At 73.5% G+C, this 14841-nt stretch carries 16 protein-coding genes; 8 read left to right on the forward strand and 8 right to left on the reverse strand.

The genetic code is table 11. From position 1 onward, the window contains the following. Positions 1-1437 carry a PLP-dependent aminotransferase family protein gene (locus tag ACLJT4_RS02590; protein WP_411120783.1) on the forward strand — a complete coding sequence of 479 codons (1437 nt, stop codon included), beginning with the start codon at positions 1-3 and terminating at the stop codon, positions 1435-1437. A 14-nt stretch (positions 1438-1451) separates the two neighbouring features. On the opposite strand, the gene ACLJT4_RS02595 is transcribed toward ACLJT4_RS02590, so the two are convergent. Both ACLJT4_RS02595 and rocD read right to left on the reverse strand, forming a co-directional pair. Continuing rightward, positions 1452-2345, reverse strand: coding sequence for a hypothetical protein (locus tag ACLJT4_RS02595; RefSeq protein WP_411120784.1), 894 nt, complete (start codon positions 2343-2345; stop codon positions 1452-1454). A 69-nt stretch (positions 2346-2414) separates the two neighbouring features. Next, on the reverse strand, positions 2415-3620 hold the full coding sequence (gene rocD, locus ACLJT4_RS02600; protein ID WP_411120785.1) for an ornithine--oxo-acid transaminase: 1206 nt from the start codon (positions 3618-3620) through the stop codon (positions 2415-2417). A 351-nt stretch (positions 3621-3971) separates the two neighbouring features. Between rocD and glyA the strand changes: the two genes are divergently transcribed. The 4 genes from glyA (at position 3972) to ACLJT4_RS02620 (ending at position 8439) form a co-directional block, all read left to right on the forward strand. Continuing rightward, a complete protein-coding gene (gene glyA, locus ACLJT4_RS02605; RefSeq protein WP_411120786.1) occupies positions 3972-5249 on the forward strand; it encodes a serine hydroxymethyltransferase in 1278 nt (425 codons plus the stop codon). Positions 5250-5485: 236 nt separating this feature from the next. Then, positions 5486-6550: a tryptophan--tRNA ligase gene (trpS, locus tag ACLJT4_RS02610; protein ID WP_376169954.1), complete on the forward strand. Its 1065-nt coding sequence runs from the start codon at positions 5486-5488 to the stop codon at positions 6548-6550. 103 nt (positions 6551-6653) lie between these two features. Continuing rightward, positions 6654-7253, forward strand: a complete 600-nt coding sequence (locus tag ACLJT4_RS02615; protein WP_411120787.1) for a 2'-5' RNA ligase family protein — start codon at positions 6654-6656, stop codon at positions 7251-7253. Between the two features lie 133 nt (positions 7254-7386). Then, the gene (locus tag ACLJT4_RS02620) at positions 7387-8439 is read left to right on the forward strand and encodes a YihY/virulence factor BrkB family protein (RefSeq protein WP_411120788.1); all 1053 of its coding nucleotides are present in this window, start codon (positions 7387-7389) and stop codon (positions 8437-8439) included. A gap of 93 nt (positions 8440-8532) precedes the next feature. Here the strand turns inward: ACLJT4_RS02620 and ACLJT4_RS02625 are convergent, their stop codons facing one another. From ACLJT4_RS02625 to ACLJT4_RS02645, 5 genes are all read right to left on the reverse strand, one after another. Then, entirely contained in the window at positions 8533-9744 is a 1212-nt protein-coding gene (locus tag ACLJT4_RS02625) for a D-alanyl-D-alanine carboxypeptidase family protein (RefSeq protein ID WP_411121067.1), read from the reverse strand. Positions 9745-10209: 465 nt separating this feature from the next. After that, complete coding sequence (locus ACLJT4_RS02630) at positions 10210-10473, reverse strand: SCO4848 family membrane protein (protein WP_016572376.1); 264 nt, start codon at positions 10471-10473, stop codon at positions 10210-10212. A gap of 96 nt (positions 10474-10569) precedes the next feature. Further along, positions 10570-11001, reverse strand: coding sequence for a hypothetical protein (locus ACLJT4_RS02635; RefSeq protein WP_411120789.1), 432 nt, complete (start codon positions 10999-11001; stop codon positions 10570-10572). After that, entirely contained in the window at positions 10986-11360 is a 375-nt protein-coding gene (locus ACLJT4_RS02640) for a hypothetical protein (RefSeq protein WP_411120790.1), read from the reverse strand. Before ACLJT4_RS02640 ends, ACLJT4_RS02635 begins: the two co-directional genes overlap by 16 nt. Further along, positions 11357-11836, reverse strand: a complete 480-nt coding sequence (locus tag ACLJT4_RS02645; protein ID WP_411120791.1) for an ATP-binding protein — start codon at positions 11834-11836, stop codon at positions 11357-11359. Before ACLJT4_RS02645 ends, ACLJT4_RS02640 begins: the two co-directional genes overlap by 4 nt. 189 nt (positions 11837-12025) lie before the next feature. On the opposite strand from ACLJT4_RS02645, the gene ACLJT4_RS02650 reads away from it, so the two are divergent. The 3 genes from ACLJT4_RS02650 to ACLJT4_RS02660 are packed head-to-tail and all read left to right on the forward strand — an operon-like array spanning position 12026 to position 13324. Further along, positions 12026-12904, forward strand: a complete 879-nt coding sequence (locus tag ACLJT4_RS02650; RefSeq protein ID WP_411120792.1) for a helix-turn-helix domain-containing protein — start codon at positions 12026-12028, stop codon at positions 12902-12904. Further along, complete coding sequence (locus ACLJT4_RS02655; RefSeq protein WP_411120793.1) at positions 12901-13098, forward strand: DUF397 domain-containing protein; 198 nt, start codon at positions 12901-12903, stop codon at positions 13096-13098. The genes ACLJT4_RS02650 and ACLJT4_RS02655 overlap by 4 nt, the downstream gene beginning before the upstream one ends. 28 nt (positions 13099-13126) lie before the next feature. Then, positions 13127-13324 (forward strand): DUF397 domain-containing protein, encoded by a 198-nt coding sequence (locus ACLJT4_RS02660; RefSeq protein ID WP_411120794.1) that lies wholly within the window; start codon positions 13127-13129, stop codon positions 13322-13324. A 78-nt stretch (positions 13325-13402) separates the two neighbouring features. Here the strand turns inward: ACLJT4_RS02660 and ACLJT4_RS02665 are convergent, their stop codons facing one another. Continuing rightward, positions 13403-14632: a trypsin-like serine peptidase gene (locus ACLJT4_RS02665; RefSeq protein ID WP_411120795.1), complete on the reverse strand. Its 1230-nt coding sequence runs from the start codon at positions 14630-14632 to the stop codon at positions 13403-13405. Positions 14633-14841: the final 209 nt, after the last annotated feature.

Consider the following 14841-nt stretch of genomic DNA (forward strand, 5'->3'; position numbering starts at 1 on the left):
ATGGCGAATTCGCGGGCCACTTTCGGGCGGGATCTCGGGCGGGACCTCCATCTGGACCTGACCGGTCCGGGCGGGGTGCGCTCCTCGTTGATGACGGCGCTGCGCGGGGCCGTGCGCTCCGGGCGGCTGACTCCCGGCACCCGGCTGCCGTCCTCCCGGTCGCTCGCCGCCGACCTCGGCATCGCCCGCAACACCGTCGCCGACGCCTACGCCGAGCTGGTCGCCGAGGGGTGGCTCCGCGCCCGTCAGGGCTCCGGCACCGAGGTCGCCGAGCGGGTCCTGCCGCGCGCCGCGGCGGCCCGGCGCACCCCGGGCCCGCCGTCCCCGACCGCCGCCGGGCCGCGCTTCGACCTCACCCCCGGCACCCCGGACGTCTCGTCGTTCCCCCGCACGGCCTGGCTGGCGGCGGCCCGCCGGGCGCTGACCGCCGCACCCAACGAGGCGTTCGGGTACGGGACCCCGGCCGGCCGGCCCGAGCTGCGGGCGGTGCTCGCCGACTACCTCGCCCGGGCCCGTGGCGTCCGGGCCGATCCGGACCGGATCGTGATCTGCGCCGGCTTCATGCAGGGGCTGGGGCTGCTGAGCCGGGCGCTGCGGCCCCGCGGCGCCGCCGGCCGGATCGCCACCGAGTCCTACGGGCTGCACCTGCACCGCGACGTCATCACCCGGGCCGGGCTCGGCACGGTCCCGCTCCCGGTCGACGCGCACGGCGCGGACACCGGCCAACTGGCGGGCCTGGACCACCTGCGGGCGGCCCTGCTGACCCCCGCGCACCAGTTCCCCACCGGCGTCCCGCTGCATCCGGACCGGCGGGCCGCGGCGGTCAACTGGGCGCGCGCCACCGGGGGTTACGTCCTGGAGGACGACTACGACGGCGAACTGCGCTATGACCGGCAGCCGGTCGGCGCCCTCCAAGGGCTGGACCCCGACCACGTCGTCTACCTGGGCACCGCGAGCAAGAGTCTGGCGCCGGCGCTGCGGCTGGCGTGGATGGTGGTGCCGGACCGGCTGATCGACCGGGTGCTGGAGGTCAAGGCCACCGGCGAGTGGCAGTCCGGCTCCCTGGACCAGCTGACCCTGGCGGAGTTCCTGGCGTCGGGGGCGTACGACCGGCACCTGCGCGGGATGCGGCTGCGCTACCGGCGGCGACGCGACCAGTTGGTGGCGGCGCTGGCCGAGGCCGCCCCGCACGTGCACGTCTCGGGGATCGCCGCCGGGCTGCACGCGGTGCTGGAACTCCCGCCCGGCACCGAGCAGTCCATCGTCCAGGCCGCACTGTGGCAGGGGTTGGCGGTGCACGGCCTGCGGGAGTTCACCGACCCGGCGTTCCCCGCGGCGGCCCGCGACGCCCTGGTGATCGCCTACGGCCGGCCGCCGGACCACTCCTTCGCGGCCGTTCTGGACGCCCTGCTGCGGGCGCTGCCGCCGGGGAGCTGACCCGCGTCCGCGGCCTACGGGCGCTCCACCACCGCCGGTGCGGGTTCGGCGGCGGCCGCGGCGGCGTCGGCCGGTCCGGTCGCCGGCGCCTCGCCGAATCGGGCCAGGGCCAGCGCGCCCGCCACGGCCAGCGCGAAACCGGCGACGGTCAGCGGGGCCAGGCCGTCGCGGGTGCGGTCGCCGAGCCAGGCGACGCCGACCAGGGCCGGGCCGAGGGTCTCGCCGATCACCATGCCGGCGGTGGCGGTGGTGACCGAGCCGCGCTGGAGGGCGGCGGTCAGCAGCAGGAAGGCGGCGCCCCCGCCGACGAGCAGCGCGTAGGTGGCCGGGTTGGTGAGCAGGTCGGCCGGCCCGAACCCGTCGATCAGGCGGACCGCGACCTCGACGACGCCGAAGCCGAAGCCCGAGCCGAGGCCGAGCGCGGCGGCGCGGGCGCGCTCCGGGAGCCGGCCGGCGAGGGCGCCGCCGGCCAGGAGGGCGAGGGCGAAGGCCAGCACGCCGATCCGCAGGGCGGGGCTGCCGGTCCGGTGCCCCTCGGTGCCGGACGACAGCGCGAGCAGGGCGAGTCCGCCGCAGACCACCGCGACCGCGCTCCATTCGGCGCGCTTGAGGCGGGTGCCGAGGACGGGGGCGGCGACCACCGCGGTCACCGCGAGGGTGGCCGCCAGCGCCGCGCCGACCGTGTAGATCGGCAGGGTCCGCAGCGCCACCAGTTCCAGCAGGAAGCCCAGTCCGTCCAGCGCCAGCCCGAGCAGGTAGCGCCACTGCGTCAGCACCCGCAGCAGCAGTCGGGCGTCGACGCCGGAGCCGGTGCCGGCCGGGGTGCCGCGGGCGGCGACGGCCTGGAAGACGGAGGCGGTGCCGAAGCACACCGCGGAGGCCAGCGCGCAGATCATCCCGAGCAGCATGGCTCCGACTGTACGGGGCCGGCGGGCCGCGGGGCAGGGGCGCCGGGCGGGTGCGCCGGGCGGGTGCGGCTACGCGTCCAGCACCGCGCGCAGTTGCTCCAGGCCCCAGTCCAGGTCCTCCTGGCTGATCACCAGGGGCGGGGCGATCCGGATCGTCGGACCGTGGGTCTCCTTGACCAGGACGCCGCGGGCCAGTAGCCGTTCCGAGACGGCCCGGCCGTCGCCGCGGGAGGGGTGGACGTCGATGCCGGCCCACAGGCCGCGGCCGCGCACCGCGTCCACCGCGCCCCCTCCCACCAGGGGCGCGAGCGCCCGGTGCAGGTGCGCGCCGAGTTCCGCGGCCCGCCGCTGGTACTCGCCGGTGCGCAGGAGCGCGATGACCTCCAGGCCGACCGCGCAGGCCAGCGGATTGCCGCCGAAGGTCGAGCCGTGCTCGCCGGGGCGGAAGACGCCCAGCACCGCGCGGGACGACACCACGGCGGACACCGGCACCACCCCGCCGCCGAGCGCCTTGCCCAGGACGTACACGTCGGGCACCACGCCCTCCTGCTCGCAGGCGAAGGTGGCGCCGGTGCGGCCGAGGCCGGACTGGATCTCGTCGGCGATGAAGAGGACGTCGCGGTCCCGGGTCAGTGCGCGGACGCCGGCCAGGTAGCCGGGCGGCGGCACCCGGACGCCGGCCTCGCCCTGGATGGGCTCCAGCAGCACCGCGACGGTGTCGGCGTCGACGGCCGCGTCCAGGGCGGCGAGGTCGCCGTAGGGGACGACGGTGAAGCCGGGGGTGTACGGGCCGAAGTCGGCGCGGGCCTCGGGGTCGGTGGAGAAGGAGACCAGCGTGGTGGTGCGGCCGTGGAAGTTGCCCTCCGCGACGATGATCCGGGCCCGGCCGTCGGGGACGCCCTTGATCCGGTAGCCCCATTTGCGGGCGGTCTTGACCGCGGTCTCCACCGCCTCGGCGCCGGTGTTCATCGGCAGGACGAGTTCCATCCCGCACAGGTCGGCGAGCTGGGTGCAGAAGTCCGCGAAGCGGTCGTGGTGGAACGCCCGGGAGGTCAGCGTGACCCGCTCCAGCTGGCTCCGGGCGGCGTCGAGGAGGCGGCGGTTGCCGTGGCCGAAGTTGAGCGCGGAGTACCCGGCGAGCAGGTCGAGGTAGCGGCGGCCGGTCACGTCGGTCATCCAGGCGCCCTCGGCGGTGGCCACGACGACGGGCAGCGGGAGGTAGTTGTGCGCGCTGTGGGCCTCGGCGGCGGCGATGAACGCTTCCGTGGACGTCACGGTGTCTCCGTCCGGCGGGTCGGACCGCCCGGTCCGACCGGATGGGCGAGTGCCGGCCCCTCCCCGCGCGCTCCGGCTCCTCTTCGCGGTCTGTCCCCATTGTCCCGCCCGGGCACCGCCGGGCGGGAGGTGCCCGGGCGTGCGGTCCGCCGGCGCCCCGGGCGGACCCGTTCGGCCGGAGCCCGGGCGGGCGCGGGCCGCCAGGCCCTAGACTTCCCGTGCGCAGCCGCGACTGGCGCACGGGGAACGGACCCCGAGGAAGCGGTGCGCGGCCACACGCCTACGAGGTGCCGCCCGCCTGGGTACCCCGGGACCACGACCGACCACCGTTCGATCGCCCCGGAGGACGCCATGACGGCCCATCCCCCCGCCCGCCCCGCCCTGCACGCCGCCGACCCGGAACTGGCCGCACTGGTCGACGCCGAGGAGCAGTTGCAGGCCGACACCCTGCGGCTGATCCCCAGCGAGAACTACGTCTCCGCCGCCGTGCTGGAGGCCACCGGCACGGTCCTTCAGAACAAGTACAGCGAGGGCTACCCGGGCCGCCGCTACTACGAGGGCCAGCAGAACATCGACCTGGTGGAGACGCTGGCCGTCGAGCGCGCCAAGGCCCTCTTCGGCGTCGAGCACGCCAACGTGCAGCCGTACTCCGGCTCGCCCGCCAACCTCGCCGCGTACCTCGCCTTCGCCTCCCCCGGCGACACCGTGCTGGGCATGTCGCTGCCGATGGGCGGGCACCTCACGCACGGCTGGGGCGTCTCGGCGACCGGCACGTGGTTCAACGGGGTGCAGTACGGCGTCCGGGCCGACACCGGGCGGATCGACTTCGACGAGGTGCGCGACCTGGCCCTCAAGGAACGCCCGAAGATCATCTTCTGCGGTGGCACGGCCGTCCCGCGGACCATCGACTTCGCCGCGTTCGGCGAGATCGCGCGGGAGGCCGGCGCGGTCCTCGTCGCCGACATCGCCCACATCGCGGGCCTGGTGGCGGGCGGTGCGCACCCCTCGCCCGTGCCGCACGCCGACGTCGTGGCGACCACCACCCACAAGACGCTGCGCGGTCCGCGCGGCGCCCTGCTGATGTCGCGCGCCGCGCACGCCAAGGCGATCGACAAGGCGGTCTTCCCGGGCCTCCAGGGCGGCCCGCACAACCACACCACGGCCGCCATCGCGGTGGCGCTGCGGGAGGCGTCCGCGCCGTCCTTCCGCGACTACGCGCACGCCGTCGTCGCCAACGCCAAGGCGCTCGCCGAGACGCTGCTGGCGCGCGGTTTCGACCTGGTCTCCGGCGGCACCGACAACCACCTGGTGCTGATCGACCTGACCTCGAAGGAGGTGCCCGGCAAGGTCGCCGCCAAGGCCCTGGACCGGGCCGGGATCGTGGTGAACTACAACACCGTGCCGTTCGACCCGCGCAAGCCGTTCGACCCGTCCGGCATCCGGATCGGCACCCCGTCGCTGACCTCGCGCGGGCTGGGGACCGCGGACATGCCGAAGGTCGCGGAGTGGATCGACCGGGGCGTGCGGGCCGCCGGCACCGGTGACGAGGACGCCCTCGCGGGCATCCGCGAGGAGGTCGCGGAGCTGATGGCCGCTCACCCGGCGCCGGGCCTGCCGCTCCCCCGCTGAGGCCTACCCGCCGCGCCGGGAACACCCGCCGCCACCCCGCGCGTTGTGGCCTCGCAGGGGGCCCGACCATCCCCTACGGGATGCGTTCGGCCACCCCCTGCGGGGTCCCCGCGCCCCGGCCCACCGGCCCCCGCCCCCGGGAGCACCGGCCTCGGCGGCCGGGCGCACCGGCCCCTTCCTCCCGGGCCGCGGGGCTCCACGTCCGGGCCCCCCGCCGACCTGAGAGAATGACTGCCATGGCTCTCGAACGCCCGCCCGTCGCCCACCACCGCCCCGAGGGGAATGGCTCCGCCATGCAGCGTCCCCGTGTGCTCTCCGGTATCCAGCCCACCGCCGGCTCCTTCCACCTCGGCAACTACCTCGGTGCGGTGCGCCAGTGGGTGGCGCTGCAGGAGTCCCACGACGCCTTCTACATGGTGGTCGACCTGCATGCGATCACCGTCCCGCAGGACCCCGCGGAGCTGCGCCGCAACACCCGGGTCGCCGTCGCCCAGTTGCTGGCCGCCGGTCTCGACCCGGAGCGGTGCACCCTCTTCGTGCAGAGCCACGTGCCCGAGCACGCCCAGCTCGCCTGGGTGATGAACTGCGTCACCGGCTTCGGTGAGGCGTCCCGCATGACGCAGTTCAAGGACAAGTCCGCCAAGCAGGGCTCGGACCGGACGACGGTCGGCCTGTTCACCTACCCCGTCCTGATGGTCGCCGACATCCTGCTCTACCAGGCCGACCAGGTCCCCGTCGGTGAGGACCAGCGCCAGCACCTGGAGCTGACCCGTGACCTCGCGGACCGCTTCAACACCCGCTACGGCGACACCTTCACGATCCCGAACCCGTACATCGTGAAGGAGACGGCGAAGATCTTCGATCTTCAGGACCCGTCGATCAAGATGAGCAAGTCGGCGTCGTCGCCCAAGGGCATCATCGACCTCCTCGACGAGCCCAAGGCCACCGCGAAGAAGATCAAGAGCGCCGTGACGGACACCGACACGGTGATCCGCTTCGACCGCGAGGCCAAGCCCGGCGTCAGCAACCTCCTCACCATCCTGTCCACCCTCACCGGCGAGGACGTCCCGTCGCTGGAGCGCTCCTACGAGGGCAAGATGTACGGCGCGCTCAAGACGGACCTGGCCGGGGTGATGGTCGACTTCGTCACACCGTTCAGGACCCGCACGCAGGAATACCTCGACGACCCGGAGACGCTGGACACGATCCTGGCCAAGGGCGCCGAGAAGGCCCGGGCGGTGGCGGCGGAGACGCTGGCCGCCACCTACGACCGGATCGGGTTCCTGCCGGCCAAGCGCTGACCGTCCGCGGAAGACCGGGCGTGCCCTCGCGGGCGCGGCCCGGCACACTGGGAAGGGTGCGCGCCCCCGCAGCGCGCACGCACACGTCTGGAGGGAGAACGCAGTGGGGACCGTCACGCTCGGCGTTTCGCTCGCGGTCCCGGAGCCGCACGGCAGCTTCCTCCAGCGGAGGCGCGAGGGCTTCGGGGACCCGGCGGCCCGCGGCATCCCCACGCACATCACCCTCCTCCCGCCGACCGAGGTGGACGCCGCGGCGCTGCCCGCCATCGAGCGGCACCTCGCGGAGGTCGCCGCGGGCTGTCGGCCGTTCGCGCTGCGGCTGGACGGCACCGACACCTTCCGGCCGCTGTCGCCGGTGGTCTTCGTCAAGGTCGTCGAGGGCGCCCGCGGCTGCACCGCCCTCCAGGAGCGGGTCCGGGCCGCGTCCGGGCCGTGCGCGCGGGAGCTGCAGTTCCCGTACCACCCGCACGTGACCGTTGCGCACGGCATCGACGAGGCGGCCATGGACCGCGCCGAGACGGAGCTGGCGGGCTTCTCGGCCGCCTGGACGGTCGGCGGCTTCGCGCTCTACGAGAAGGGCGACGACGAGGTGTGGCGGCTGGAGCGGGAGTACCCGTTCGGGCCCGGGAGCGCGGCGGTGACGCTGCCCCGGCAGGCCGCCGAGGCCGCCGAGCTCTCCCGGCCGCCGGCCGCGTCCTACTGAGACCCCGCGCCCGGCCGGGCCGCACGCCGTCACGCTCCTGCCCGGTGCGTCGGGTGCTTCCCGCCGTCCGGGGTAGCCGGAAGCTAGTGTTCCGGATCAACCGGAGCAGCCGGCACGGAGGGGCGGTACGGGGATGACGGGCGGACGGGGCATGCGGGGCGACGGGGACGACGCGGACGCGCACGACAACCACGGCGGCGGCGACGGGAGTTCCCGCGACGGCCGGGACGCGGACCAGGCCAAGGACCCGGCCAAGGTCAAGGACACCGACGCGGAGGCCGGCCCCCTGAGCTGGGTCACCGGGCTGCCGCTCGTCGGCCCCCGGCTCGCCCCCGCCGTCCGCTGGGTCCTCGACTCCCACCCGTGGCGCAGCTACGAGCGGATGCTGCGGGTGCACTGGACCCGGCTGGCCGCCGCCATCACCTTCACCAGCTTCGTCGCGCTGTTCCCCCTGCTGACCGTCGCCGCCGCGATCGTCGCGGCCACCATCGGCGACGCCCAACTGCACACCCTGCAGACCAAGCTCGCCGAGCAGGTCCCCGGCATCTCCGGCCAGCTCGACCTCGCGGCGCTGGTCAACAACGCCGGCACGGTCGGCCTGATCGCCGGCGCCCTGCTGCTGCTCACCGGCATCGGCTGGGTGCAGTCCCTGCGCGACTGCCTGCGGGCCGTCTGGGAGCTGCCCGACGAGGACACCAACTTCTTCGTCGGCAAGCTCCGCGACGGCGCTCTGCTGCTCGGTCTCGGCGCGGTCGCCCTGGTCTCGGTGGGCTGCTCGACGTTCGCGTCGGCCGCGGTCGACCGGGCGGCGGACGCGATCGGGCTGCCCAAGGGCGGCGCGGCCAGCCTGCTGCTGACCGCCGCGGGATTCTGCATCGCGGTGCTCGCCGACTTCGTGATGCTCGCCTACGTCCTGACGAAGCTGGCCGGCGCCCGACCGCCGCGGCGCGCCCTGATCACCGCCTCGCTGATCGGCGCGATCGGCTTCGAACTGCTGAAACTGCTGCTCAGCGGCTATCTGCGGGGCGTCGCCGCGCGCAGCATGTACGGCGCGTTCGGCACCCCGATCGCGCTGCTGCTGTGGATCAACTTCACCGCGAAGCTGCTGGTCTTCTGCGCGGCCTGGACGGCCACCTACCGGCCGGCCGCCCGAGGGGCCGAGCCGGCGCCCGCCACCGCGGCGTAGCGGCCGCACCACCGGCCGGGCCCGTCCCCGGGCAGGGCGGCCGTACCGGGGCCGGGCCCGTCGGCGGTGCGACGGGTCCGGCCCCGGCGGCGGTCACGTCCTGCGTCGACGCCCGCCGCCGCCGTCCGCCGCCGCCGTCGTCCGCCGCCGGCGGACCAGCCACGCCAGCCCGCCCAGCAGCACCACGACGCCGCCGCCGATGCCCGCGGCCGCCCACGGTCCGCCGAAGCCGGCGGAGTCCAGCGCGGCCTGGGCCTGCGGGTCGCCGTCCTTCGCGTCCTTGCCGGACTCCTTCTCCGCGCCCTTCGCCTCGACCAGACGGCCGACCGGTTCCACCTGGCCGTCCGCGGCGAAGCCCCAGTCGAAGAGCTTGGCGGCCTCCCGGTACGCCTCGTTGTGCTCCTTCTTCTCCGGGTTCATCACGGTGACGAGCAGCTTGCGGTCGCCGTGCTGGGCGACGCCGGTGAACGTGGAGCCGGCGTTGGTCGTGGAGCCGTTCTTCACGCCTCCGATGCCCGGGTACCGCTTGATGTCGTAGTCGCCGCTGAGCAGCCGGTTGGTGTTCTGGATGCCGAAGGTGGCGCGCTTGCCGTCCTTGCCCATGTCGCCCGGGAACTGCGCGCTGGCCGTGGAGCAGTACTCCCGGAAGTCCGCGTTCTTGAGCCCGGCCCGGGCGAACAGGCTCAGGTCGTAGGCGCTGGACACCTGCCCCGGTGCGTCGTAGCCGTCCGGCGTGATCACGTGCGTGTCGGTGGCGTTGAGTTCCACCGCGCGCTTCTGCATCTCCTTGACGGTGGCGTCGGTGCCGCCGTTCATCGCGGAGAGGGTGTGCACCGCGTCGTTCCCGGACCGCAGGAAGACCCCCAGCCACAGGTCGTGGACGGTGTAGGTGAGGTTCTCCTTTATCCCGACGAGACTGCTGCCGGCGCCCATGCCCGCCAGGTCGGTCGGCTTGACCTTGTACGTGCGGGTCTTGGGGAACTTCGGCATCACGGTGTCGGCGAACAGCATCTTCAGCGTGCTGGCCGGCGCCAGCTGCCAGTGCGGGTTCTTCGCCGCCAGCACCTCACCGGAGTCGGCGTCCGAGACGATCCACGAGCGGGCGGTCAGCTCCTTGGCGTCCGGCAGCGCCGGCGCACCCCCTCTCGGCTGCACCTGCACGCCTGCCTGGCCCAGCCGTTCCCCGCCGACCTGCGACATCTTCGCGGGCGGCACGGGCGCCTTCGGGGGCTGTCCGCCGTCCACGGGGGCGGCCTGCGCGGAGCCCGCGAACAGCGGCGACACCAGCAGTACGGAGGACGCCAACGCGGCGACGGTACGAACGGCTCGTACGGCGGAGGGGGACGCGGGGGCACAGAAGGTCGTCGGCACGTCCGTGAACGTACCCGGCCGCGACCGCCTCCCGGAACGCGCCCCACGGAAGAGTGGCCCTCCGAACGGCCGGATGGAGCCGCTGCCGCCGTCCCGACCGGACCCCCCGGAACTCCCCCGTCCCGCGTCCCGCTTCCCGCTCCCCCTCGGAGGGACCTGGTGCATCTGCTTCACCTTCCACAAACCACTGGCCATCACGACGTCCGGACTAGGCGAAAGAGCTGGTCCACAGGTGCGAAGACGACGACAGGCCCGCTCGGGATCCCAAACCGGCCCGTCCGGGACGTGGATCACGTCGCGGCGGGGTGCGCGGGGGTGCGGGCGCGGGGTGGAGGCGCAAGGGGCTCGGCGAGGAAGGCGCCGCCCTTCAGGGCTCGGAACGGCCCAGGGGCTCGCCCGTCAGCCCTCTGCCGCCGCGGTCCGGGGCGCCTCGCGGCGCAGGGCGCGCAGGCCGCGGAAGCCGAGCACGCCGATCGCGGTGCCCAGGAGGAAGGACACGATGGCGAGGGTGAGGTGGATCCAGAAGTACGCGGTGGGGTTGCCGTGGTCGAAGGCCAGCCCGCTGGCGTCCTTGACCAGGTTTTTGACGAAGGTGGTCCACACCACCCATGACCAGGCGCCGAAGGCGAGGAGGAACCAGGAGACCGGGCGGCTGAGCTTCATGGGGTGTGTCCTCTGCTGCGGGGAAGCCTTGCCCTGCCAGTATCCGTGATCGATTTTCGGGGCGGTCGCGGCCTGCGCCCGCCCCGCGCCGCGTGATCACCGCAGTGCGGCGGCGCCGAAACCCCCGCCCTCATCGACCGCGCGGCGGCACCGTGGTCCGGTCCGGCTGACGACCGGCAGGAAGAGCACCGGGTGGGCCGACCACTCCACCCACGTGCCCGCGCAGTTCAGCGCCAGCCCGCAGGGTTCCCCGCGGTGCAGTGCGGACACCGCCCCCAAGCGCCCGTCGCCGTCCACCTCGCGCAGGGCCCGTTCGCGCGCCCGCCCGGACAGCCCGGCGGCCAGCCGGCGGGCGTCCGCGGCGATCTCCCGCACGGCCCGCAGCGGGGCGCCGACGGAGAGGGCCGTCCAGGACGCCACCTCGTCCGCGTGCGCGGAGCGGTACACGGTCCGCTCGCACCAGATCCCGGGCACGGCCAGGCCCGTCCGCGTCCCCGGCCGGCCCGTCCACGTCACGCCGCCAGCCATGCCGCCTCCCGCCCCTGCGGAGTGCCGGTGCCGTAGGCGCCGACGGTCCTGCCGCCGGGCCGGGCCACGAGGGCGTACGCGCACCCCTCGGCGTCAACGACGGTCAGGGTGACGGGATTTCCGGCCATCAGCCCGTACACCGCCCGGCCGAAAGCGACCTGGTCGCCGAGCCAGTCCAGGGCGCCCGTCCCGCCGGGCACCCCTAACTGTTGGGCGACCTGCTCGGCCCGCGTCCGCACCCATCGCACCGCCCGGCGCGGCGAGTACGTCACCACGCCCCCGAGGTCGATCGACGGCGCGTCCGGCCGGTGGACCACCAGCTCCGCCCGGTAGACCGCGACGTCCCCCACGGCGGTCACGGCATCTCCGGTGCAGACAGCGGGAGTTCGGCCCACACCACCTTTCCGGTGCCGGCCGGGACCACCCCCCAGCCACCTGCCAAGACGTCCACAAGCACTAAGCCACGACCACATTCCGCTTCCTCCTCCTCGACCCCCGTCGATTCCTTGACCACGGGCTCCCCGTCGCCGGCGTCATGCACCTCCAGCCGCAGCCGGTCGCCCGCCAGCACGAACCGGACCCCGATCGCCGGCAGCGGCGCGGCCAGGCCGGCGTGCGCCCGTACGGCGTTGGTGACGAGTTCGGACGTCAACAGCGCTGCGGATTCGGCGAGTTCACCCCCGACGCGCCATGCGCGCAGTTGCCGCCGGAGCTCCCGGCGGGCCCATCCGACGCTGCGCGCGTCGGACGGAAACCGGTAGGCGACTGCGGTCGCGACGGGCAGAGTTGCTACGAACCGGGCGCGTGCGGACATGGCTATCCCCTTGGTGCGCATGACGGAGCGATGTCACTACGCAGCGCATTGACATGCGTGCGCTGCGTGACGAAACCTCACGCTAGGGGGCACGTCTGCAAGTTTGCAAGCTTTGGCCATGCAAGCTTGCCATTGCCGTGCGTGACCGCGCAGACTGGATCCGTTACGACTCAACGGGGCTCAGCGATCCGGTCGTTGAAAGGAGGGCTCATGCCCGCAGGTGGGAGGCCGACGGTGCGCAGCCGCAGGCTGGGCACGGCGCTGAGGCGGTATCGCGAGACCGCCGGATTGGATCAACCCGACGCCGCCGAGGCGATCACGAAGTCCGTTTCCAAGATCAGTCGGATGGAGAGCGGGCATACATCCGCTTCGGGCCTTGAGGTCCGCACACTCCTCGATCTGTATGGCGTGGAGAATGCGGACGAGCGGGCCAGACTGCTCGAATGGGCACGGAAGAGCAACGAGCGGGGATGGTGGATCGAATATCAAGCCACGGCCGCGTCCGGCCATGTGGATCACGTCGCGCTGGAAAGCGAGGCCACACACATCAGAGCCTGGGAACCGGTGCTTATCCCCGGCCTTTTGCAGACACCTGGGTACACCGAAGCCGTTATCGCCACAGGGCCCAAGTGCTTCCCGTCCGAAAAGGTTGTCGAGCTGGTCAAACTCCGCCAGGAACGGCAACAGCGGATCGAGGAGGGTGGAGCCCACTTCACGGCGATCATCTGGGAACCGGCTCTCACCGCGCTGGCCTCTGAACCAGCCTTGAGCACTGGCCAGTTGTCGCACCTCCTGGAGGTGGGTAAGCGGCAGAACGTCACGATTCAGCTGCTCCCGACGTCAGCGAGCCTGACTGCAGGGATGTCGAGCGCCTTCTGGGCCTTCTCGTTCGGGGCGGAAACCAACGTGGAAGCCGTAACGCTCGACAGCGCAGCCCACACCAACGTCGTGGAAGCGCCTGAGGCCCTTGCGCACTATGTCAGTGTCTTCGACCAGCTACGCTCGGAGGCACTGCCGCCGGACGGAAGTGCCGAGCGCATCCGGAATCTCCTTGGAGACGGAATGCCGCACAAGGAAGTGAAGACATGAAGCCAGAGGTCATAGGCGTGTTTCGGAAGTCCTCGTACTCGAACCAGGATGGGGCCTGCGTAGAGATCGCCCCCACCTCGACCGGCGGCCGCGCCATACGCGACAGCAAGAACCCCGCCGGACCCCACCTCGCCTTCCCCGCCGACGCCTGGAGCGCGTTCGCCCAGGTGCTGAAGGGTGGCGGGCGCACCTGACTCCGGCGAGCACAAGGAAATGGCAGCCATGAAGACGCAGAGCGCGGGCGCGTTCCGGAAGTCCTCGTACTCCGCCCAGTCAGGCGACTGCGTGGAGGTCGCCCCCATATCCACCGGCGGCCGCGCCATACGCGACAGCAAGAACCCCGCCGGGCCCCACCTCCTCTTCCCCGCCGACGCCTGGAGCGCGTTCACCGACGCGTTGAAGGGCGACGACCGCAGCTGACGCGGACGGGCCCCGGTCCGCACCGCGCGAGGCGGCGGGGACCGGGGCCCGTCGTGGAACGGCCGGGGACGGCCCGGCCTACTGCCCCGCGAACTTGCGGCTCACCGAGTCGAAGACGCGTTGCGCCTCCGGGCCCAGGTAGGGGCCGGCGAGCCAGGTGTGGGCGTTGGAGCTGATCGAGGTGTTGGAGATCAGCGTGAGCTTGCCGTTGCGGCCGACGAACCAGCCGCCGCCGGAGGTGCCGCCGGTCATGGTGCAGCCGATCCGGTCCATGGCGGGCGTGCCCTGCTGCATGGTGAGGCGGCCGGGGCGGTCGTAGCAGGACATCATGCGGGCGCCGTCGTAGGGCGGTGCGGCGGGGTAGCCGAACGCCTTGATCGAGCTGATGCCGTCGGCGTGCGGGGCGTTGAACCACACCTGCGCGGCCGCGCCGACGGTCTCCTGGAGGGACTTGCCGCCACCGTTCTCCGGGCGGACGTGCAGCACCGCGAAGTCGTACGCGGAACCGGCGTTGCCGGACTCGGTGCTGCCCATGTCGAGCCACTCACCGGACGTGCTGATCCAGTCCGCCCAGAAGCGGCCGTAGGGGGTGACCTCCTGGGTGGGGGTGGTGCCGACCTGGCTCATCGGCACGCCGGTGTCGTTGTACGACGGGACGAAGACGATGTTGCGCATCCAGCCGCCCTGCCGGCCGGAGTGGACGCAGTGGCCCGCGGTCCACACCAGGTTGGACTTCCCCGGGTGCGCCGGGTCCTCGACGATGGTGCCGGAGCAGACCATCGGGCCCTTGGGGCTGTCGAAGAAGATCTTCCCGACCGGGGCCATGTTCCGGTGGTAGGGACGGCCGACCTCCTGGGCGGTGACCGGCCGGGGCTCGGGGTCGGTGGCTCCGGACCCGCCGACCGCCGCGCCGGCCTGGACGCCGACGTCGGGGGCCGCCTGGGCCTGCGCCATCCGGTCGGCCTTCCAGTGGTCCTTGATGATCGGGTTGGCGAAGTCCCGGGCCTCGCGGGCCCACTTGCCCCAGTCCTTCCAGCCGCCGTCCTTCCACTTCTTCAGGTCGTCGATGCTGGTCGGGGCGTCGTCGGGCAGGCCACCGGCCTTCTGGTTGCCGGACGCCGAACCCCCGCCCGTGGCGGCGGAGTTGCCGTCGGGTCCGCAGGCGGTCACGGTGGCGGTGAGCAGGACGGCGGCGGCCGCGGCGGCGAACGCGACGCGACCGCGACGCGGACGGCGGGCGCGTCCGGCCGGACCGGACGGTGCGGAGGATGCGGATGGTGCGGACGGCGTGGCCGGTGTGGACGGCATGGGTGTGGTTCCCCCCTGGTACGTACGACGCGCCCGGCACGGCGCGGCACGGTGGTGGCGCCGGCACCGGTCGGTGCTCCCCTGACGGCAGTCGCGGGCTGACTGTCATGCCCCTGATGGGGCCGCGCCCTACTATGCCGTTCCGCCGCGCCGGGCGGGGCGGCGGGCCGTCTCCGGCCGAAGATCGGGACAATCGGTGCTGTCCTGTT

The organism is Streptomyces sp. x-19, from assembly GCF_046549115.1.
GTDB lineage: Bacteria > Actinomycetota > Actinomycetes > Streptomycetales > Streptomycetaceae > Streptomyces > Streptomyces albulus_C.

Bases quoted from the DNA above. Each gene is read 5' to 3' on its own strand.
- ACLJT4_RS02590 (WP_411120783.1), top strand. From the start codon at position 1: ATGGCGAATTCGCGGGCCACTTTCGGGCGGGATCTCGGGCGGGACCTC.
- ACLJT4_RS02620 (WP_411120788.1), top strand. From the start codon at position 7,387: ATGACGGGCGGACGGGGCATGCGGGGCGACGGGGACGACGCGGACGCG.
- trpS (WP_376169954.1), top strand. From the start codon at position 5,486: ATGGCTCTCGAACGCCCGCCCGTCGCCCACCACCGCCCCGAGGGGAAT.
- ACLJT4_RS02630 (WP_016572376.1), bottom strand. From the start codon at position 10,473: ATGAAGCTCAGCCGCCCGGTCTCCTGGTTCCTCCTCGCCTTCGGCGCC.
- ACLJT4_RS02660 (WP_411120794.1), top strand. From the start codon at position 13,127: ATGAAGACGCAGAGCGCGGGCGCGTTCCGGAAGTCCTCGTACTCCGCC.
- ACLJT4_RS02635 (WP_411120789.1), bottom strand. From the start codon at position 11,001: ATGGCTGGCGGCGTGACGTGGACGGGCCGGCCGGGGACGCGGACGGGC.
- glyA (WP_411120786.1), top strand. From the start codon at position 3,972: ATGACGGCCCATCCCCCCGCCCGCCCCGCCCTGCACGCCGCCGACCCG.
- ACLJT4_RS02595 (WP_411120784.1), bottom strand. From the start codon at position 2,345: ATGCTGCTCGGGATGATCTGCGCGCTGGCCTCCGCGGTGTGCTTCGGC.
- ACLJT4_RS02650 (WP_411120792.1), top strand. From the start codon at position 12,026: ATGCCCGCAGGTGGGAGGCCGACGGTGCGCAGCCGCAGGCTGGGCACG.
- ACLJT4_RS02655 (WP_411120793.1), top strand. From the start codon at position 12,901: ATGAAGCCAGAGGTCATAGGCGTGTTTCGGAAGTCCTCGTACTCGAAC.
- ACLJT4_RS02665 (WP_411120795.1), bottom strand. From the start codon at position 14,632: ATGCCGTCCACACCGGCCACGCCGTCCGCACCATCCGCATCCTCCGCA.
- ACLJT4_RS02645 (WP_411120791.1), bottom strand. From the start codon at position 11,836: ATGCGCACCAAGGGGATAGCCATGTCCGCACGCGCCCGGTTCGTAGCA.